Raw genomic sequence first — 19,581 nt, 5'->3', positions numbered from 1 at the left:
GGGCTCTCCGACGTGAACATCCCTTTTGGATCCCGAATAAGTGCCGGTTTTGGATCCATGAGTGACTCCCGGCCGGAAAAGTGAGGTAATCGGAGCCTGAATCGGGCCCGGAATACCCGGTGTCACCAGGGGTGGTTTCCACAACCCCCTGCCCCCGGTGCGGGATGTCGAATCTCAATAATGGTGAGGCAGATAAAAAAGCCCCCGGGCGCTTTGACTCTGGCGGTACATGAGAGGGGCGACGAAAAAAATATAATGTAATTTCACTGCTTACTTCTTTCCCGCCCGCCGGTCCTTCTCCCGGTACCCCTCAAGCAAAACCGTCATGATATTCTTCACCGGCTTGTCCGTGTGGCTTGCGATGTGGAACTCGCAGAACGGGCAGGAGGTGATCACGATATCGGCCCCGGTCTTTTTGATCTCCTCGCCCCTCCGCTTCCCGAGGGCTGCCGCTTCCTCCGGCACGCCCGACTTCACCCCGCCGCCGGACCCGCAGCAGATGGATGGCATCTCGACAAGATCGACCACCTGCCGGATCAGCTGCCGGGGCTCTTCCTTGACATCCTGTCCCCGCATCAGGTGGCAGGGATCATGGTAGGTCGCCTTGATGGGGAGCCGGGCCGGGGGCTCGATCCCGTATTTTGTGAGCAGCTGGTTGATGTCCAGCACCGCAAACGGCGTTTCGTAATCGTGCTTGAGGGTCGAACCGCACCCGGCGCACATCGTCATCACGGTGTCGATCCCCCGGGACTGGAACGTGTCGATATTACGCTGCCTGAGCGAATCGGTGATCGCCAGCTGCCCGGTCCGGATCAGGGGCGAGCCGCAGCAGATCTGATCGTGAGGGATGATCACCCGGATGCCGTTTCTTTTGAGGACTTCGATCGCATCGAACGCGGACTGCTGCTGGCGCATGTTGTACATGCAGCCGACAAAAAATCCCACGGTTGCCCTGGCCGGCCCGAAAGGCTCGATCCTTTCACCGACCTGCTCCATGAACGTCGGCGTGGTCCGTACGACACTCCTGCCCGTCTCTTTGATGAGTGCGGCGACTTCCCGGTGCCGGGGGAGCGTGAAGCCCCGCTGGTTTGCAAGCGCCCGGAGTTTCTCGATTGCCTTCCCCGGGATTTTGATCTTCTTCGGGCAGGCCTTGTAGCACGCCTGGCAGCTCGTGCAGTTAAACAGGCCGTCCCGGATTGCGTCCGGCACCCGGTCACCGGTGTCACGCGGGTCAAGGGCGAGCCGCATCTCCTGCCGCATCGCGGTAGGGCCCAGGAACTGTGTCACGTCCATCGCCGGGCAGATCGAGACACAGGCCAGGCACTCGATGCAGTCCCGAAGAGGTTTTATCGCGTCGATCTCTTCTTTTGTCGGCAGTTTGGTGTCCGCTCCTGCCGCCGGTCTGAACGATGCGATCTGCTCGATCTTCGGGAGAAGATCCACAACGAGATCCCTTTTTACCGGGAGGTTCAGGGGCGCAATCGTGATGTCATCTTTTGCCTCTTCCATGCAGGCAAGGACCGGTTCGCCGTTCACCCGCACGGCACAGCTTCCGCACTGCCCGGAACTGCAGCAGTACCGGTACGCGAGCGTGGGATCGATCGTATCGTGGATCGCGTGCAGGACATGGAGAACCCGGGCGCCATCGTTCACGCTGACCGTGTAGGACTCATACCGGGATTCTTTATCCTTTTTCGGGTCAAAGCGCTGGACGGTTACGTGGAGTTCCTTCATGCCGCCACCTTCCTTTTTTCAATCCCTTCGCGGTTTTTCGCGATGAACGTGTGGCCGTAGGGCGAGTGCGCCGCGTCCCATTCCTGGGCAATGTCGATCCGCATGTGGGCGCCCCGGGACTCGGGCCGGATCAGCGCCGAGCGGCAGATAAGCGATGCCGTCAGGCACATGTTTTCAACAATACAGCAGTCCGCGAGGTTTTTCGTGGACGCTGCCTTAAGGGAGGCCTGCATGAGCCGGCTTGTTACGGCAAGCGCATTTTTGAGCCCGGCCTCGTCCCGGGAGATCCCGGCGCCCTTCCACATGGCCTGCTGGAGTTCGGTTCGCACAACCGCCGGATTTTCTGTTCCCGCGAGGAACCGGTCGAGCCGCTCTTCCTGCCGGGTAATCTGGGCCGGGTCGATCTTCTTTACCCTTTTCTCCGCCCGTGCTGCAAATTCCCCGGCGCGTTTCCCGAAGACCTGCGTGTCGGCAAGGGCATTCCCGCCAAGACGGTTTGCACCCTGCACACCCCCTGCCGATTCTCCGCAGGCAAAAAGACCCGGCAGAGTGGTTTTGCATTCCGGTGTGATCTTCAGGCCCCCCATGATGTGGTGGGCGGTCGGGGCGACTTCCATGGGCTCGGTCCGGATATCCACGCCGTACTTGAGGAACTGCTCGAGCATCACCGGCAGACGACTCTCGATCTGCTCCCGTGAAAGGTGGGTTACATCGAGATACACCCCGCCACGCGGTGTGCCCCTTCCTGCCGCAATCTCGGTCGCTATCGCCCGGGCGACCACGTCCCGGGTCGAGAGCTCCATCCGATCGGGATCGTATTTTTTCATGAACCGCTCGCCGAGCCGGTTCTTGAGGAGTCCCCCCTCGCCCCGAACCGCTTCCGTGATGAGCCGGCCCCGTGCATCGTACGGGTACACCGCGCCGGTCGGGTGGAACTGGACCATCTCCATATCGACGAGTTCCGCCCCCGCCCGGTATCCCATTGCAAAACCGTCGCCCGTCCCGCTTGACGAGTTCGTGGAGACATCGTAGACCCGGGATCCTCCGCCAGTTGCAAGGATCGTGCTGTCGGCCGTGATAACAACGATCGATCCGTTTTCGTCGAGCGCGATAGCACCTGTGACCCGGTCTCCGTCTTTGAGCAGGTCTATCACGGTCACTTCCTGGAGTTTTGTCACATCTGAAGCATCAAGCTGCTCCATTAAGGTCATCATCATCTCATGACCGGTCCGGTCGCCTGCGTAGCAGGTCCGGGGGAACCGCTGGCCGCCGAACGGGCGCTGGGCGATCTCATCCTTGTCCGTAAAATCAAAAACCGCGCCCCACCGGATCAGGTCGGCCATGCGCAGCGGGGATTCCTGCACGAGGATCTTCACGAGATCCGGGTCGTTTAAGAATGCTCCACCTTTGAGCGTGTCCTCGTAGTGGATCTCGCAGGAGTCCTCTTTTTTCAGCACCGCGTTGTAGCCTCCTTCGGCCATCGTGGTGCAACCGCCTTTTCCTGCGATGGTTTTTGTGACAAGCACCGTGTCGCCATGCCCGGCTGCTTCAATTGCCGCCCGCACCCCGGCGCCGCCGCTGCCGATCACCAGCACATGGCAGTCCACCACGTTCTCTGCATGCATATTATTATTCTGTGCGTCGTATGGTTACATAAATAAATGGTACATGCCAGAGTGAACCAAAATGAAATTGCTGATGAAATTTGGCGGGACTTCCGTTGCCGATGCGCAGTGTATCAAACGCGTTGTTGACATCCTCGAAAAACACCATAAAGCCGGCGACGAAGTCGCGGTCGTGGTCTCTGCGCAGCGCGGTGTGACCGATCAGCTCATCGCCCTTGCAGAAAAACTTCCCACTGCACAGAACTGTTCGGAGGTTGCTCCGCTGATCGCCGCGCTCCGACAGCGTCACATGACCACTCTTGAAGGGGCTGCACCGGATTATGTTAAGGAAGTCGGGGCTGTCATTGAAAAGCGGCTCGCGAGCCTCCAGCACATCCTTTCTGCTATTCACAATCTGCGAGAACTCACGCCCCGTTCAAAAGACTACGTCATTTCATTTGGCGAACGGCTGCTTGCCCCGATTGTCGGTGCGGCGCTCCGCCAGCGCGACATCCCGTCGACCGTTTTTGACGGCTGCGAAGCCGGCATCCTCACCACTCCCCAGCACGGCGAGGCGACCGCACTCGTTGAAAGCGACGAACGGATTAAAAAGAAGATCGAACCTCTCTTAAAAAAAGAGATTCCGGTCATCATGGGGTTCATGGGCTGCACCGAGAGCGGGATCATTACGACACTCGGGCGGAGCGGATCGGATTACTCCGCGTCCATTATTGGGGCCGGTATCGATGCGGACGAGATCTGGATCTGGACGGATGTCGACGGCATCATGACCTCCGACCCCCGGGTGATAAACGATGCCCGTGTCCTTAAAAGCGTCTCATACATCGAGGTCATGGAACTTTCGTACTTCGGCGCAAAGGTCATGCACCCGCGTTCGATTGACCCGGCGATGAGAAAGAACATCCTTGTGCGGGTGAAAAACACGTTTAATCCCGATGCACCCGGCACGATGATCGTGAGAAACGGCCACCGGGACAGCCGGGTGGTAAAGGCGCTCACCTACATCGACAAGGTCGCCTCGATCAATATCAACGGCGCCCAGATGATCGGAAGGCCCGGCGTCGCAAAAGCGATCTTCTCTGCCCTTGCCGACAAGGAAGTCAACGTTATGATGATCACGCAGGGCTCAAGCGAGGCAAACATCTCCTTAATCGTTGACGAATCGCACCTCCCGACCGCGGTGGCGGCCTTAGAATTTCTCGTAAAGGACGGCATCGTGCGTGAGGTGACGCACAACAAGGATGTCTGTGCGGTGGCCGTGGTCGGGGCCGGTATGGCCGGTGCAGCCGGGACCGGCGGCCGGGTCTTTACGGCTCTAGGCCGGGCCGGGATCAACCTTATGATGATCTCGCAGGGGTCAAGCGAGGCGAACATCTCGTTTGTGGTTAAACAGGAGGACGGCCCGCGTGCGGTACGGGTACTGCATGACGAGTTCCGGCTCTCGGAGGAATCTGAATGACAGAGAATGCATACCGCGATGCAGGCGTCGACATCGATCTTGAAGCGACCGCGATAAAAGCGCTGATCAAAAACCTAAGTTTCAAACGGAAAGGTAGCTACACGATGCTCGGGAACGTCGGGCACTTTGCCGGCCTGATTGATTTCGGTCCCAAAGCCCTTGCCCTCACCACCGATGGCGTGGGGACAAAGATGCTCGTTGCAGACAAACTCCAGGACTGGAGCACGGTCGGGATCGACTGCATCGCGATGAACGTGAACGATCTCTACGTGATGCACGTGGAGCCGATCGCTTTTGTGGATTACATCGCGACCGACCGGCTCTCGATCGAGAAGATGGCGCAGATCGGTCTTGGCCTCAACGAGGGGGCACGGCAGGCAAACATCGATATCGTGGGCGGGGAGACCGCTTCCTTAAAGGGCCTCGTAAACGGCCTCGACCTTGCCGGCACCTGCATGGGGGTCCAGGCCAAGGACCGGATTGTTACGGGCGACAAGATCAGGCCCGGCGACAAGATCATCGGCGTTTCCTCAACCGGCGTCCACAGTAACGGCCTCTCGCTCGCCCGGAACATCGTGGAAAAATACGCGGACTATGACCAGAAACTTTCGAGCGGGAAGACGCTCGGCCGGGAACTCTTAACACCGACCCGGATCTACCACGAGAGCCTGCATGTGGCCGACACCTGCACGGTGCACGGCATGTGCCACGTCACGGGCGGGGGACTCTTAAACTTTTTGAGGCTCAGCAAGTTCGGGTTCCGGTTCGACAACCCGCTCACGCCCCCGGAGATCTTCCGGTGGATCCAGGAGACCGGGAAGATCTCGCCGATCGAGATGTACCGGACGTTCAACATGGGCATGGGGTATGCCTATGTCGTCCCGCCCGAATCTGTTGATGCGGTGACAAAACTCGTGGACGGCGCCCGGGTGGTCGGGGAAGTTATCGAGAAACCCGGCGCATGGCTCGGGGATGTGCAGGTTACCTGAGCCGGGCCCGCATAAAAGAGGGCAATCTTTTTTTCGTATCAGGGAAAAAGGGATGTATCCGTAAAGAGAACTGGCGGACACCAAGGTATTAGACCATGACGACCGATTCCGGCTCAGACCCCTCCCAACCCCGGAGATCCCACATTGTCCTGTCTGTAAGGACAAAGCGGCAGATTGGGGAGCTTATCGGTAAGTGCGAGTACTGCGGTACACTGTACCCCGCTGATGCCCTGGACATCTGTCAGATCGGAATGCTGTCGGGATCCCCCCACCGGCACGATGAAAACCCGGCCCATGCGATCATTGTTCTCTGTGAGGAACACTCCCGGCAGGTGCATGAGGGGAAGATCCTAAAATCCCACCTTAAATCAAGTGTCACAAAACGCCCTGACCGAACAAAAAGGGAGCTGCGGGAGCTGTTGCAGAAGCACGACCGGACCTATGAAGGCAACGGTGTCAGGGAGATCCGGCACCCGGACCGGTTCGGTGTCGAGGCGTTTATCCGGGGAAAATCCGGGTCCCGCAGGTGACTTCTGAAAATCCCCAAATTCCCGTCGGGTCCTCTTATGCGAGTTTTTTAATTTTTTCATCGAGTGTGCTGTTGAGGGCTCCCCCCGACGCACGGGCGCATGCATGTCGCCGACACCTGCACGGTGCACGGGATGTGCCATATCACGGGCGGCGGCCTGCTGAACTTCCTGAGGCTCAGCAAGTTCTGGTTCCGGTTCGACAACCCGCTCACTCCCCCGGAGATCTTCCGGTGGATCCAGGAGACCGGGAAGATCTCGCCCATCGAGATGTACCGCACCTTCAATATGGGCATGGGGTATGCGTATGTCGTGCCGCCGGAATCTGTTGACGCGGTGACAAAACTCGTGGACGGCGCCCGGGTGGTCGGGGAAGTTATCGAGAAACCCGGCGCATGGCTTGGGGATGTGCAGGTTACCTGAGCCGGGATTTTTTTCCAACGGGATTTTTATAAAAAATTATGATACTTTAATCCAATCATAGTAATTTGGATTAATTTCAACCATGCTGGTTACATATATCTTGTTTCCTGATATTTCACCAAATTGAAGGCGACAATTGTTTTTATTAGTGCTATATTGGGATTGGTAACAAAAGTTAAAACCTTGATAACGGGAATCACCACTATCTACTATTTCATATGTTCCGCTCCGCAAATTTGGATTCTGATTATCTGGCATAAGGAAAGTTCCGTCTGGATTCAGCACCAATGTTTGAGTATTATCCTTGCTTTTATATGTCCCAGCGACGCTCGCATTCTGTATCGAGGATGTGCAACCACTGACAAAGATACCGACAATAAGACAGAACAATATGATTATTATGATTTTCGTTTTCATATTTGCCTTTGTATGTCTGGCACACGATAACGTTTTCGATTTTATCGCCTTCGTTTGATAACTCACCCTACCTACCATCCCCACACTCCGACGGAGACCCTCTCCCGTGAAGGAGATTTCTCGTGTAAAAAGGGGATGAAATCGCGAAAAAGGGGGCCTGTTGTTTTACGATCTCCCGGATCTGTTGTCAGATTGGTGGGAATCGGCATGAACTGTGCAGGTTACCTGAGCCGGGATTTTTTTCCAGCGTGATTTAAAAAAAAGCCTGACACAGTTACCAAACTTTTAAAAAAAGGCCGCGAAGGTTATCGAAAATTTCGAAAAAAGTTCGTTGAAGTTACCGGACTTTCCGGAAAATGGCCGGCTCAAGCAACTGAACTTTTTTTTAAAAAGCGCGGAACCTACAGGCACGGGCATTTGAGAAGAGTGATATCACCTGTTTGCATACATGTTTTCCAGATATATTCGCATCTCCAGAAAAAATGGCTGAAGCGAAAAAAAATATTTATGAAGTAAAGCGACATCCTGCAAGATCTAGCAACTCAAGTGCAAATCCATGAACTACTTTTCGAAAAAATTGATATCTGTTACGATGCAGAAAGACAGTGAGGAATATGGAAAAAATCAACATTTGTAAAAATTGTAGATACTGGCAAAAGGATGAAAGATATATCATGTTGATGAAAGCCGCAGGATTTTCTGACGTTGACGAGAAAGAGACACGGGGTTATTGTAAAAGATACCCTCCATCCCGAAAGGAAGGCTCTCAGGTGTGGCCTGTTGTGGGGGAGGAGGATTTTTGTGGCGAATTTAAAAGGTAGGGCTATATTGGCTGGTATGAAAAACTCGGAATCTACAAGGGGAGTTTCGTTTTTTCATACCCGCCAAAAAATTATTGTTTTATATAAGCAACGCCACCAGAAGGATACAATAATTTACTACCTGAAATTTTGTAAAAGGGAACGCTTACAATTTGACCCTGACACGGGTCGGTAGACCCCATGCACATCGCTAGGTCGTCACCACTGACATAATATGTTCCAGTCTCCTTCCTCATTGTCGTGCCTTGAATGTAAGTTCCATCGGAATTTAACACTAGTGTGGCATTCTGGTTACTTATGTATGTACCAGCGACACCAACATTCCCGATTGTAGCACAACCGCTCACAAAAATGCTGACAATAAGACAGAACAATATGATTATTATGATTCTTGTTTTCATATTTGCCTTTGTATGTCTGACGCACGATAACCTTTTCGATTTTGTCGTCTTCGTTTGATTACTCACCCTACCCCCATCCCCCCTCTCCGACGGAGACAATCTCCCGTGAAGGAAATTTCTCGTGTAAAAAGAGGACGAAATCGCGAAAAAGGGGGCCGGTTGTTTTGCGATCTCCCTGATGTATTGTCAGATTGGTGGGAATCGGTATGAACTGTGCTCAAAAAAGGGACCAAATAGGCCCAAAAGGACGGTCGATCTTTTGCCGGATGGGCTGGGGCACATGGAACTGAAAAAAAGGGCTGTTTTGGGGGTCGGATCTGAGAAGCCTACCATTTGATTACATCGTAGATTCTGATGCATGTCCCCTTAGGCCCCTTTGCTCAATGAATAATATGTGCCGTTTCCTGAACACTTCCCGGTTTTTTCAAATACCCCCTTCGAATGTGCGGGTCTGGTGCGTTCCCGGGACTTGATGCACTGAGTCGTGTGATTCATTTCTTGAGTCGTTTGACCGAATGGGTTTCCGGTAAGTTGCTGCAAACGTACCATCATTTTTCCCCGTGCACTAAAGTCATATGTTACCTTTCTGAGTCGTTTGACCGGAAGGGGTGCGGAACTGCGTGAGTGATATGACCGAAATCTTTCACGCCGGTAGGGGGATATAAGTGGCGCTATTGGCGCTTATATGGCGCTTTTGTAATCCGGCTATCCATCATTAAATTTACAAGGCCCCGGGGTTCATGGCGCTTCTGGCGCTTTTCTGGCGCTTTTACCCAGGACATAATGAACTCCTTTTCCGTGAATTCCCCTCTTCTCAAAGATCCCTTTTTCAACGAGCTCTTTGAGGTCACGGGTGGCATTACGCATGGATATTTTTACGAGGTCCTGATACTCTGAATTATTAATACTACCTTTTTCTTTCACGAATTGGATCGCTCGTTTTTGACGTTCATTGAGTCTGAATTCTGCCAGCACCGCATCGGTCATCCAGTCTCTCCAGAGGGTGACAACAAATTCCCCGCCGCTCTGGGAAAATTCCGGTTCCGGAAGCCCCGAGTCTCTGCATCCGGTCGTCATCTGGATTGTTCCATATCCGATTTTTTCGATATAGTGCGTGAAGTAAAGAGGAAGAGCAATCCGGTGGTTGCGTGGCCGGGAGCTATGCTTAATCTTCAGGTCTTCGAAGGTAAGGTCCGGGGGGAGGCTGCCGGGATTTCGCACTTCAATCCGATCTGAAAAGACACTCACCTGCACGCTTGCTGCCGAGGTATAATCCCGGTGAGCAACTGCATTGACCACCGCTTCCTGAATCACTTCTTTTGGAATCTCGTACCTTGTTTCACTGACCGGTGCTGAATCACGGGGAGGCACAGAGCGATTGATTTTTGAGAGAACAAAATCCGTAGCCTGGTCCACCTGATCAAAAAGAGTTCCGGTAAATATCTGATGGGAGGGTATCGGCTTTGCGACCACCGTTCCATGATAGTGCATGCATTTGATTTCGGCGGTCGGCATGAACCTCTGGGGCTTTGTGCCGAACAGGAGAATCGCCGCATTGCTGGGTTGGGATTCCTCCAGCAAATCCAGATGTTTTAGTACCTGTTCGGTCGGGGTTCCCGGGTTGAGGGGAAAACCTCTTTCTTTTTTTGCTACAGGAATAAACCATGCGACTTTCTCATCGGAGATATCATGTAACGTCGCTCCGGGACAGGCGGATTCGTCGAATGGAGTACAGGAGATAATTTTGCTGTCACACAGGAACTGGACTAATGCATCATACAATTCTTTTTTCAATTCGTCAATAGTGGTGAAACGCCGTCGCACAACATGAGGTGCTGCCCTGCTGATAAGTTTCTGCATTTTCGGATGACGCTTACGGTCATCGTTGCCCTTCACAAAAATTAACCGGTATTTGCTCTTCTCTGTTGCCCGTTCAAATTCACGTTCGGTGGGGGAAAATCCGTGCTTGTTCTCCGGGCCGTATTCGTTGCCAAAAATTCCCAGGTAGATTGAGCACCGGTCCACTTCGTCCAGATAGAGTTCGTCCGGTTTTCGATCAAGCGCCGGAAGATCCTCGAAGAGGAATGGTTCAAAGTAAATCCGGAGCAGCCGATCCGTCTTGATGTAATCACGGATAGCTGCCCTCTCTTTATTTAATTCCTTTTGCACACTGCTGACAAATATGCCGATTGGTGTCATCTTCCTGCTTGTTGCGGTCGTCATTGTCATGTGCGTACTTGTCCTGATCAGGCCCTTTAGTCCCCGCACGCATCCGGATCATCAGCCACGAATGCTTTTTTCTCCGCCTTATCAGAGACAAGCACGCTGTTTCCCATCGGGTCCTGGATGATCAGGGTAACCGGCAGCCCGCCGGTTTTGATGCATTCGATCGTTTCCAGGAGCACGCGGCCATTCTCTTTCTCGGTCCCGTCCCCGTCTTTTACCGCGAGCTTGATGGCCTGTGCGCTCCGGTCGAGCACGCCCTCGACATTGGTCACGAACCCCTCGCAGGCCGGGCCCGGGTCGATCCGGACGCCGAGCTCCGGGATCTCGATCATGCCGGTCATGCTCCGCACCACGCGCACATCAAGGTCTTCTTTTGTCGTGACCGGCATCTCGTACCGCACCGGCCCGGCATCTTTTAAGAGCTGCGTATCCACGTACCGGTACCCGCAGGACGGGCAGATGGCAGAGATAATGAGAATATCAGAAAAATAGGGAATATTTTCCGTCTGGTAGAGATATTCTATTTCAGTATTGCAGTATGGACACGGTCCCGGAACGATCGTGCGCAAAGGGTTATGCCCCGCCAATCTTGTCGCGCGAGATCTTCACGGACATCGGTGTGAGGACGACATACCGCTGGTCGCCGAGGCCGATGATATCCCCGTTCACATCCTTTGCGACTTCCTTTAAGTCCTTTAAGACACGCTCGTACGAGATCTTGTCCATTTTCAGGCGCGAGATATCGACGATCACAATATTCCCGTTATAGACCTCGTCCTTGACCCGGGGGGTGTCCTTGAGATCCGCAATTGTTGCAATTTTTACCAGGAGCGCGGGGGAACCGCTGCCGTGTTCCTCGTAGGAACTGAGGTCAAGTTCCATGTAATCATCGTCGGAACTGGTGGCATTTTTCCCCAAAAGTGTGTCAATGATCTTAACCATAAAAAAACTGTACGGAGAAAATTATTTAATGGTATCGATGTAAAAGGCAGAAACGGCCGGATTTCCCCTCTTTTTCTGACATTTCAAAAATGTTACAGTTCAAGGTTCCAGAGTTCATCGCCGACATGGTGGAAATTTTTGCACATCTTTCCCTGTGCGCTTGCCCGTAGTGCCGGCCCGTCCATGAGCGCGACGCCGATAGCGAGCGGCTTTTTATGCCGTTCGTCAGCAATCTGGACCGGGCTCCCGGCCACGATGTCATCGCTGACTGTGACAATTCCCGGCCGCATTATATCTGCGCCATTTACCACGTACGGGATTGCACCGGCATCGACCGTGACCATCCGCTCGGGGAATGGAATCTGGACGGCCCCTTTGAGCGTGGGAAAGACCCAGTCCCCGGTGTCCATGAGTAGGGGTTTTTTATTCACAAGGTAAAGCGCGACATCTGCGTTCGTTTCAATGATCTCGATCATCTCGGCATGAAAGAGCGTGGCAGATGGCCCGATCTGGAGTGCGAGCCGGGAGAGCAGGTCTTCTGCCTGGCTTTTGCGAATGGAATGCCGTTTTTTTACGATAATTTTTTTCATTGTCCTGTTCCTACATTCTCCCGGGCAAGGGCTAAAAATTTTTCCCGGCCCGGAACAGGTATACAAGTTTACCGTGAAATCCGTCAGGAATTTTCGGTACCGGGCTTCTCGTTCGAGGGCACCGGAAACCTTCTTTTCCCATGCCGGTCTACGCTATGTTTAAGTAGAGTGCTCACTCAAATATATTACTCCAGAGCGATGGTAATACAGGGTATTTAGTATGACCAAGAGACCGTTGGATATTTTAGATCTGGTGCTGAACCGCCAGCCCGTTATCGTCTCCCTCAAAGGCGGGAGAGAGATCCGGGGAGTTCTTCAGGGTTACGATGTTCATATGAACCTCGTCCTTGACAAGGCTGAGGAAACAGAGAACGGGCAGGTAGTAAAGGTAGGCACGCTTATCGTCCGTGGAGACAACGTGATCTATATCTCGCCATCGCTGGAATCATAGGGTGAAATAACATGACAAAAGGCACACCATCAATGGGTAAGATGAACAAGTTTACCCACATCGCCTGCCGGCGCTGTGGCAAGATCTCGTTCCACGCCCAGAAGAAAGTCTGCTCTTCCTGCGGGTTTGGCAGAAGCACCAAGATGCAAAACTACAAGTGGCACAGCAAGCGACCAAAAACTCCGACGCATTAGAGTAGTACCATGTGTGGTATCGTTGGCATCGTCGATGCTGGCGGTGTTTCCATCCAGCTTTACTATGCCATGTATGCACTCCAGCATCGTGGCCAGGAGAGCGCCGGAATATCCACATTTGATGGGACAAGTCTCTGTAAGTTCAAGGGGCAGGGGCTTGTCGCTGATGTTTTTTCCCCGTCTGTTTTAAAAGATTTGAAAGGCACGGCCGGTATCGGCCATGTGCGGTACCCGACAACCGGTGCAAACCTGCCGGAGAATATCCAGCCGTTGAATTTCCAGTTCAAGGAGCATTTCATCTCGGTTGCCCACAACGGGAACCTGGTCAATACCTGCGAACTCCGGCGGGAGTACGAGCAGGCCGGCCAGATGTTTACGACCACGACCGATACGGAGATCATCGCGAAGATCTTAATCGAAGAGATCACCGCCTCGGGCTGCGTGGAGGACGCGGTGCATCTCTGCATGAAACGGATGCAGGGCTCGTACTCGGTCGTGATCATGATCGACGGCGTGATCTACGCGTTCCGCGATCCCCTTGGCATCAAGCCGTTCTGCCTAGGGAAAATCGAGAAAGGGTATATCGTCGCGTCCGAGAGCGTGGCGATCGATGCCTTAAACGGGAAGTTCCTCCGCGATGTAAAACCCGGCGAACTGATCCGGATGGACAGCGAGGGTGTGCGGTGCACGCAGATCGCGGTCGCGGGCAGGCGTGCCCACTGTATCTTCGAGTACATCTATTTTGCACGGGCGGATGCCGTGATGGACGGGGTGCTCGTGTACGATGTGCGCCGGGCGATCGGCCAGCAACTCCACGAGGAGGCGCCGGTAAAAGCGGATTCTGTCGGCTCGGTGCCGGACTCCGGGACTGCCTACGCGATCGGGTACGCGGAACGATCCCGGATCCCGTTCGTGGAGAGCCTCATGAAGAACCGGTATATGGGCCGGACGTTCATCATGCCGACGCAGCAGGCGCGGGAGCGGGCGGTCCGGATCAAGCTCAACCCGATCCCGGGCCACTTGAAGGACAAGTCCGTGGTGCTCGTGGATGACAGCATCGTGCGGGGCACGACATCAAAGAGGATCATCGAGATGATGCGGGACGCAGGTGCACGCGAGGTGCACATGCGGATCGGTTCTCCCGCCATCAAGGCGCCCTGTTATCTCGGCGTCGATATGCCGACCCGAAAGGAACTAATCGCAAGCGACAAGGCAGAAGAGGAGGTCCGGCGCTGCATCACGGCGACCTCGCTCCATCACATCTCGCTTGAAGCCCTCGTAAAAGCGATCGGGTTTGACCGCGAGGATCTCTGCACCGGGTGCCTCACCGGCTGCTACCCGGTGCCCATCGATGGCGAGACCGCAAACCCCCGGCAGGTGGATTTCGTGGACGGGACCTTCCAGTCCAAACTTGAATCGTTCGAAGCCGGGACCTCGTAACGGCGGTCCCCGGTTTTATTTTCCCTATTTTTCACCGGAATTCCCGCGTGGCAGAGTGGTACCTTTTTTGCCTGCACAGACTAACCCGGTGTAAGGAACCCGGCGAGCTGCCCGGTGGCAATTGTTTACGGGTTTTATTGGGAGCAAGAGGAGCATGGAGCATATCAGGAAGGCCTTCGATGCGGTTGCGACAGGATACGACGCCCAGCGTGAGTATGTCATCCCCGACCTGCGGCAGTTTTATGGCGCTGCGGTCTGGGCAGCCGAAAGTCCGTCCGCGTCGCCTGCAATTCTCGATGTCGGTGCAGGGACCGGGCTTTTAAGTGCCATGCTTCTTTTAAAATATCCTGCCTCAACGATCACCCTGCTGGATATTTCGGAGAAGATGCTTGCTGTTGCAAAGGAACGGTTCTCCGGCTGCAAAAATGTTGTTTTCCGGACCGGGGATTATTCCCGGGTGGATCTCAGCGGACCCTACGATCTCGTCTGCTCGGCGCTCTCGATCCACCATCTCGAACCGGCAGACAAACGCCGGCTCTTCGGGCGGATATTTTCCGTGCTTGCACCAGGCGGGGTATTTGTCAATGCTGACCAGGCCGAGGGGGAGACGCTGTACTTCACCAGGAAGTACCGGGATTACTGGGATGCTTTTTTACAGAGGGGGCCGCTCGACACACAGGAGTCTGCGGAGATCCGCCGGCGCCGGGACACGCTGGACAAGAACGAGAAATTATCCGTGCAGCTTTCGTGGCTGCACGAGGCCGGTTTTTCCGATGTGGATGTCGTGTACAAAAACCGGAATTTCATTGTGACTGTTGCACGGAAAGAATAATTTTTAGCCCTGTGTCAGCAGGATTTATCCGTCACAGGTACGAGCACCGGCGTTTCCGGGTGACAAAAAGGAAAAGTAGCGAGGGATGGATTTGAACCATCGATCTTCGGGTTATGAGCCCGACGGGATATCCTGACTACCCTACCTCGCTTCCTATAATCAGGACTATAATATAGATGGCAGGCGCTGATATAGTTTACTAAAAAAGGACTGTCGGAAGACCGGTCCCGTTCGCTAGATTCAATTATCAGCGCTTCCCAATTTTCACCTATGGACGATAACGAACTTGAGGCGATCCGCGAAAAAAGGATGGCGGCATTAAAAGAAAAGATGGAGCGCCAGAGCGTGACAGGCGCCGTGATCACGGTCGACCAGCTGCACTTTGGCGACCTGCTCCGGCAGCACCCGGCGCTCGTGGTCGATTTCTGGGCCGAGTGGTGCGGGCCGTGCCGGCGGGTCGGGCCGGTCATCGAGGAGCTCGCGCAGGAATTTGCCGGGAAGGTCACGTTCGGAAAATGCAACACGGACGAGAACCAGCAGCTGGCGATGCAGTTTGACATCTCGGCGATCCCAAACATCGTCTTCTTCTCGCACGGCAGGATGATGGACCGGGTGATCGGGGCGTACCCCAAGGAAGCGATCCGGGAAAAAATTATACGGAATTTCCCGTGAACGGGACACGCGGATTTTATCCGGGAGCACACCCGCCGGATTCCGATCCACCGGATTAAAAAACAAATTTTCCTGATGCTGTTTTATTCACAGTACGGATCGTTTAAAAATTCTTCGTAGACTTTCTTTGCCGGCCTGCCGCCGCGATGGCTCCCGTGCGACCGGTGCTGTGACTCCGCATGTTCTTCCTCGTTCTCTGCAGCATCGAGATTTTCCCCGGCCGGTTCCTGGGGCCGTGGTTCCGCTACCGGATGGGGCGGCTGGTTATGATGATCCCGCATGTGATGGGGATACGTGCCCCGTTCGTGGTGCTGGCGGGGCGGTTGTTCCTGATGCGTTTCCTCAGCCATAGATATCAGTTATCATACGGGTCACGATACAAAAAACTTATTGTTCCCGGCCCGGCTCCCGGGCATGGGACATGTTCCACCGGGCAGGATCACCGGTACAGCTACCGGTGTGGCAGCAGCCCAGGTCACTCCCCGGCATACAGTGTTCCCTCCTGGATCTCGATGATGAGGGCTCCTAGTTCCTCGACAACCTTGAGCAGGTCCGGGCCACCGGTGATCACCGGACTCACATTATCAAATTCGCCAATCGAGAGAACCCAGGCATTTCCCCAGACCTCAAACCGGGACAGGTGCTTTTTCCAGAAAATACCTGCAATGAGCAGGATAACACCGATAACGCTACACGCGATCCCACCGTACTCCGGGAGCGTGTTCCCTTTCAACCCGATAGCCGTACTCAGCCCTGCAAGCAGGACAACAATTCCAAAAGCGATGAGACCGATACGGAACCTCATCGACTGTACGACACCGACTCCCCTGATGTCAGCGAGGTTGACCTGCTGGAAGAGGGATTCTGTTTTTGGGTCAAAGAAACTCTTGACAGAAGAGTAGGCGACAAGTCGTTTGCTGGTCACGGCAAGGCTGACCTTAGCCTTCACCGGAAAATACAACCGGAAGCCGTCGTACTCCTTGATCAGGGTCTCATTCTGCGCAAACCCGATAAAATTACGAATATCTGCCATGTCCGCACCGATTCCTCAGGGGTACCTTTGGTACACAATTATTACAAAATTGTGGTCGGGAGTATGATGAGGAACTGCCAGTACTCCCTTCCATCAATCGATAAAATGAACACGTATATACGTCAACGTCTAATTATTATCATCAGTTCGGACCAGCGGCCATGTCTAATGTTACCACGCTTCTTGATGCAAAGAGTGTTCCCGAAGCAAAAGCGGCCCTCATCTGCCCGTCGCGGAACGAGACGTACAGTTATTTACAACTCCGCATGGAGATGAACCGGGTCGGGAACGGCCTTTTGCGTCTTGGAATAAAAAAAGGCGACCGGGTTTGCATCTATCTCGACAGTTCGCCCGAGTACCTGATCAGCTATTTTGCGATCTGGCGGATCGGTGCCGTGGCCGTCCCGACAAACATTGTGTACCAGGGAGAGGAACTGCTGCATGCAGTCAGCGATGCCGGTGCCAGTGCGATTATCACGGATGTGCGGGGTGTGGGCATTGTCGCGGAAGTACAGAAAAAAGCCCCGGCCCTTGCCCATATCATCTGTGTGGGAGGAACGGGAACCGGTGTTGTTGCGTGGGAATCGTTTCCCCCGGCCCCTGCATCCATGCGGGCGGCCAACTGCGCGATGGACGATCTCTGCCACCTCCAGTACACGGCCGGGACGACCGGAAAACCCAAAGGCGCCATGCTCACCCACGGCAACTGGATGACGGCACTTGACGCGGAGAGGGAAGCCCTCCGGCTCAGGCCGGACGATGTGTATCTCGGGATCTACCCGATGGGCCACGTCGGATTATCGTGGGGATTTGCCGTGCTGCGGGCCGGCGGGACGTTCGTGATGATGGAGCGTTTCGAGCCGGAGCATTACCTTACGCTTGCCGAAAAGTACCGGGTGACGGTCCTTGCCGGTATGCCTCCGGTCATCCATACGCTCGTCCACAGCGCACCGGGTACAGAAGACCGGCTCCGCACCGCCCGGCTCATCATCTCGGGTGGGGGCCAGTTGCTGCCCGCGGTCTGGGAGGCGTTCGACAAGCGTTACCATATCCCGGTCGCGAACTCGTATGGCTTATCGGAAACGATCGTGATCGGGTCCGGCACGACCACTATCCCTGAGTACCCCGATCTCACCCGGCACTACCAGAGTGTGGGTGTCGCTGTCGGTTACACGGAGGTCAGGGTCGTGTCCGTGGACAATCCGGAAACAGAGATGCCCGCAGGAGAGGTTGGCGAGATCGCGCTTCGCGGGCCGTCCGTTGCACAAGGTTACTGGAACCTGCCCGAGGCAACAAATGCCGTCTTTCAGGCAGACGGCTGGTTTTTGACGGGCGACATCGGGTACATGGATGCTGACGGCATACTCTACATCACTGACCGGAAAAAGGACATGATCATCATGTCGGGCTGGAAGGTCTATCCGACCGAAGTGGAGAACGTGGTCGTCCAGCACCCGGCGGTCGCGGATGTGGCGGTCTTTGGCGTCCCGGACGAGCGGCGGGGTGAAATCCCGGTGGCAGCGGTCGTCGTGAAGGCCGGCACCACGCTTACCGAAGAAGAGTTTGAATCGTTCTGCCGTATCCATCTTGCCGGCTACAAGGTTCCGCGCCGGCTTATCATCGTAGACGCCCTTCCCCGGGTGCATGGCTGGAAACTCCTGCGCCGTACCCTGCGGGAAAAATTCGGCGGAATCCGGTCATAAAGCAGGATTACAAAAATATTCTGCGACAAAAACGGCTCAATTTTCGGAACCTTTTTAACCATCCGACCAATAATGTTAGCCGGAGCACCCGAACGTGGAGACAAAAAGTCGGATTGCTGATGTCTCGATCAACGGCAGGCCAAAGAAGCGATCTACTGGCATCGTGGGCCTCAACCTTCTTCTGGAGGGGGGGTTTCCCGAAGGATCGATTATCATGGTGTACGGCACGCCGCTTGCCGGTGTTGACCTTGCCGCGATGCAGTTCTGGAAAGTGGAAGGTGAAGAGGGCACCTACCTGATGAACGACGGGGACGTGGAGACGGGCATGGTGGATGCCGATGAGCTTCACCCTGAGATGTACCTCCCCCAGATGATCGGCGGGAGAATCGTCGTTGATTCTTTTTCAACTATTGTAATAAAATACGGGATCGACACGGCACTGAAATTTTTGCGGCTCGCACGCGATGAGATGCGGAAGCGCAAAGCAAATATGATGTTTATTGTCTATTCAAATGTCCATACCCCCGTCGAGATGACACGGATCATGCGTGCAGCGGATCTCGTGGTGGAACTCAAAACAGATGTTCACCAGAGCGAGATCGAGCGGACGCTTGCCGTGCACAAGATCCGGGATGCCGCCGCCCCCCAGCGTCTCCTGCCGTTCATTATCACGGAGCACGGGATCGAAGCATCGACGACATCGAGAGTCGTGTAGGTGCCGGTGTACCTGATAATCTCCTGCTTTGTTTATAGCGACAGTGTCTGATCCATGAACCGAAGGGCCGGATCGTTTCCTGCGATCACCTGTAGGGGAGTGGATGATTTCGGAAGATCTGCGGAAACGGACCGAAAACTTCATCTCAACACTCCGGTCCCGCGACCGGACGATTTTCAGCAAAAGTTCGGGCAGGCATCGGGAAATTAAAAAAACAATCTGGTTAAGACCACGGGATCCTGGAAGAAGTACGACCCGTTCGTTTTAGGAAACGATCTTAAAAAAGGGGTTTTGAGGATGAAACACGATCCGGGCACGGGGACCACATCGATTCGTATTAACGCAAACCCGTTCAAGATCTAATAAGAAAGTATTCTGCAATGGCTT

At 54.5% G+C, this 19,581-nt stretch carries 20 protein-coding genes and 1 tRNA gene; 12 read left to right on the top strand and 9 right to left on the bottom strand.

Going from position 1 to position 19,581, the window contains the following annotated elements:
• Positions 1-270: 270 nt before the first annotated feature.
• Positions 271-1,734 (bottom strand): fumarate reductase (CoM/CoB) subunit TfrB, encoded by a 1,464-nt coding sequence (gene tfrB / locus WCX19_RS08050; protein ID WP_373006938.1) that lies wholly within the window; start codon positions 1,732-1,734, stop codon positions 271-273.
• Positions 1,731-3,359: a fumarate reductase (CoM/CoB) subunit TfrA gene (gene tfrA, locus WCX19_RS08045; RefSeq protein ID WP_373006936.1), complete on the bottom strand. Its 1,629-nt coding sequence runs from the start codon at positions 3,357-3,359 to the stop codon at positions 1,731-1,733. Before tfrA ends, tfrB begins: the two co-directional genes overlap by 4 nt.
• Before the next feature lie 61 nt (positions 3,360-3,420).
• On the opposite strand from tfrA, the gene WCX19_RS08040 reads away from it, so the two are divergent.
• The 5 genes from WCX19_RS08040 to WCX19_RS08020 all read left to right on the top strand — a co-directional run bounded on the left by WCX19_RS08040 (position 3,421) and on the right by WCX19_RS08020 (position 7,995).
• Entirely contained in the window at positions 3,421-4,818 is a 1,398-nt protein-coding gene (locus tag WCX19_RS08040; protein WP_373006934.1) for an aspartate kinase, read from the top strand.
• Positions 4,815-5,807: a phosphoribosylformylglycinamidine cyclo-ligase gene (gene purM, locus WCX19_RS08035; RefSeq protein WP_373006932.1), complete on the top strand. Its 993-nt coding sequence runs from the start codon at positions 4,815-4,817 to the stop codon at positions 5,805-5,807. The genes WCX19_RS08040 and purM overlap by 4 nt, the downstream gene beginning before the upstream one ends.
• Before the next feature lie 95 nt (positions 5,808-5,902).
• The gene (locus WCX19_RS08030; protein WP_373006930.1) at positions 5,903-6,337 is read left to right on the top strand and encodes a hypothetical protein; all 435 of its coding nucleotides are present in this window, start codon (positions 5,903-5,905) and stop codon (positions 6,335-6,337) included.
• Between the two features lie 99 nt (positions 6,338-6,436).
• Positions 6,437-6,757 (top strand): AIR synthase-related protein, encoded by a 321-nt coding sequence (locus tag WCX19_RS08025; RefSeq protein WP_373006928.1) that lies wholly within the window; start codon positions 6,437-6,439, stop codon positions 6,755-6,757.
• Positions 6,758-7,788: 1,031 nt separating this feature from the next.
• Positions 7,789-7,995, top strand: a complete 207-nt coding sequence (locus WCX19_RS08020; protein WP_373006926.1) for a hypothetical protein — start codon at positions 7,789-7,791, stop codon at positions 7,993-7,995.
• Between the two features lie 1,139 nt (positions 7,996-9,134).
• On the opposite strand, the gene WCX19_RS08015 is transcribed toward WCX19_RS08020, so the two are convergent.
• From WCX19_RS08015 to WCX19_RS08000, 4 genes are all read right to left on the bottom strand, one after another.
• The gene (locus WCX19_RS08015; protein WP_373006924.1) at positions 9,135-10,625 is read right to left on the bottom strand and encodes an ATP-binding protein; all 1,491 of its coding nucleotides are present in this window, start codon (positions 10,623-10,625) and stop codon (positions 9,135-9,137) included.
• Positions 10,626-10,651: 26 nt separating this feature from the next.
• Positions 10,652-11,191, bottom strand: coding sequence for a ZPR1 zinc finger domain-containing protein (locus WCX19_RS08010; RefSeq protein WP_373006922.1), 540 nt, complete (start codon positions 11,189-11,191; stop codon positions 10,652-10,654).
• A gap of 4 nt (positions 11,192-11,195) precedes the next feature.
• Entirely contained in the window at positions 11,196-11,564 is a 369-nt protein-coding gene (gene sepF, locus WCX19_RS08005) for a cell division protein SepF (protein ID WP_373006920.1), read from the bottom strand.
• A gap of 92 nt (positions 11,565-11,656) precedes the next feature.
• Complete coding sequence (locus tag WCX19_RS08000; RefSeq protein ID WP_373006918.1) at positions 11,657-12,154, bottom strand: RNA-binding protein; 498 nt, start codon at positions 12,152-12,154, stop codon at positions 11,657-11,659.
• A 220-nt stretch (positions 12,155-12,374) separates the two neighbouring features.
• Here WCX19_RS08000 and WCX19_RS07995 point away from each other — a divergent pair, with 220 nt between their 5' ends.
• The 4 genes from WCX19_RS07995 to WCX19_RS07980 all read left to right on the top strand — a co-directional run bounded on the left by WCX19_RS07995 (position 12,375) and on the right by WCX19_RS07980 (position 15,071).
• The gene (locus tag WCX19_RS07995; protein WP_011991105.1) at positions 12,375-12,605 is read left to right on the top strand and encodes an LSM domain-containing protein; all 231 of its coding nucleotides are present in this window, start codon (positions 12,375-12,377) and stop codon (positions 12,603-12,605) included.
• 11 nt (positions 12,606-12,616) lie between these two features.
• Positions 12,617-12,799: a 50S ribosomal protein L37e gene (locus WCX19_RS07990; RefSeq protein WP_373006916.1), complete on the top strand. Its 183-nt coding sequence runs from the start codon at positions 12,617-12,619 to the stop codon at positions 12,797-12,799.
• Positions 12,800-12,808: 9 nt separating this feature from the next.
• On the top strand, positions 12,809-14,239 hold the full coding sequence (purF, locus tag WCX19_RS07985; RefSeq protein ID WP_373006914.1) for an amidophosphoribosyltransferase: 1,431 nt from the start codon (positions 12,809-12,811) through the stop codon (positions 14,237-14,239).
• Positions 14,240-14,393: 154 nt separating this feature from the next.
• Positions 14,394-15,071 (top strand): trans-aconitate 2-methyltransferase, encoded by a 678-nt coding sequence (locus tag WCX19_RS07980; RefSeq protein ID WP_373006912.1) that lies wholly within the window; start codon positions 14,394-14,396, stop codon positions 15,069-15,071.
• 76 nt (positions 15,072-15,147) lie between these two features.
• On the opposite strand, the gene WCX19_RS07975 is transcribed toward WCX19_RS07980, so the two are convergent.
• A tRNA-Met gene (locus tag WCX19_RS07975) sits at positions 15,148-15,222 on the bottom strand.
• A gap of 119 nt (positions 15,223-15,341) precedes the next feature.
• Between WCX19_RS07975 and trxA the strand changes: the two genes are divergently transcribed.
• Positions 15,342-15,743 carry a thioredoxin gene (gene trxA / locus WCX19_RS07970; RefSeq protein ID WP_373006910.1) on the top strand — a complete coding sequence of 134 codons (402 nt, stop codon included), beginning with the start codon at positions 15,342-15,344 and terminating at the stop codon, positions 15,741-15,743.
• Positions 15,744-15,826: 83 nt separating this feature from the next.
• Here trxA and WCX19_RS07965 read toward each other — a convergent pair whose 3' ends face one another.
• Together WCX19_RS07965 and WCX19_RS07960 are read right to left on the bottom strand one after the other, a co-directional pair.
• Positions 15,827-16,093 (bottom strand): hypothetical protein, encoded by a 267-nt coding sequence (locus tag WCX19_RS07965; protein ID WP_373006908.1) that lies wholly within the window; start codon positions 16,091-16,093, stop codon positions 15,827-15,829.
• Positions 16,094-16,218: 125 nt separating this feature from the next.
• Complete coding sequence (locus WCX19_RS07960; RefSeq protein ID WP_373006906.1) at positions 16,219-16,776, bottom strand: hypothetical protein; 558 nt, start codon at positions 16,774-16,776, stop codon at positions 16,219-16,221.
• 161 nt (positions 16,777-16,937) lie between these two features.
• On the opposite strand from WCX19_RS07960, the gene WCX19_RS07955 reads away from it, so the two are divergent.
• Positions 16,938-18,479 (top strand): class I adenylate-forming enzyme family protein, encoded by a 1,542-nt coding sequence (locus tag WCX19_RS07955; RefSeq protein ID WP_373006904.1) that lies wholly within the window; start codon positions 16,938-16,940, stop codon positions 18,477-18,479.
• A 94-nt stretch (positions 18,480-18,573) separates the two neighbouring features.
• Positions 18,574-19,194: an RAD55 family ATPase gene (locus tag WCX19_RS07950; protein ID WP_373006902.1), complete on the top strand. Its 621-nt coding sequence runs from the start codon at positions 18,574-18,576 to the stop codon at positions 19,192-19,194.
• Positions 19,195-19,581: the final 387 nt, after the last annotated feature.

Origin of the sequence: Methanoregula sp. (assembly GCF_041663825.1) — an archaeon.
In the GTDB taxonomy this organism is placed as follows: domain Archaea; phylum Halobacteriota; class Methanomicrobia; order Methanomicrobiales; family Methanospirillaceae; genus Methanoregula.
The sequence above is the reverse complement of the archived record's forward strand: the minus strand, read 5'-3'. Positions and strand labels throughout refer to the sequence as shown.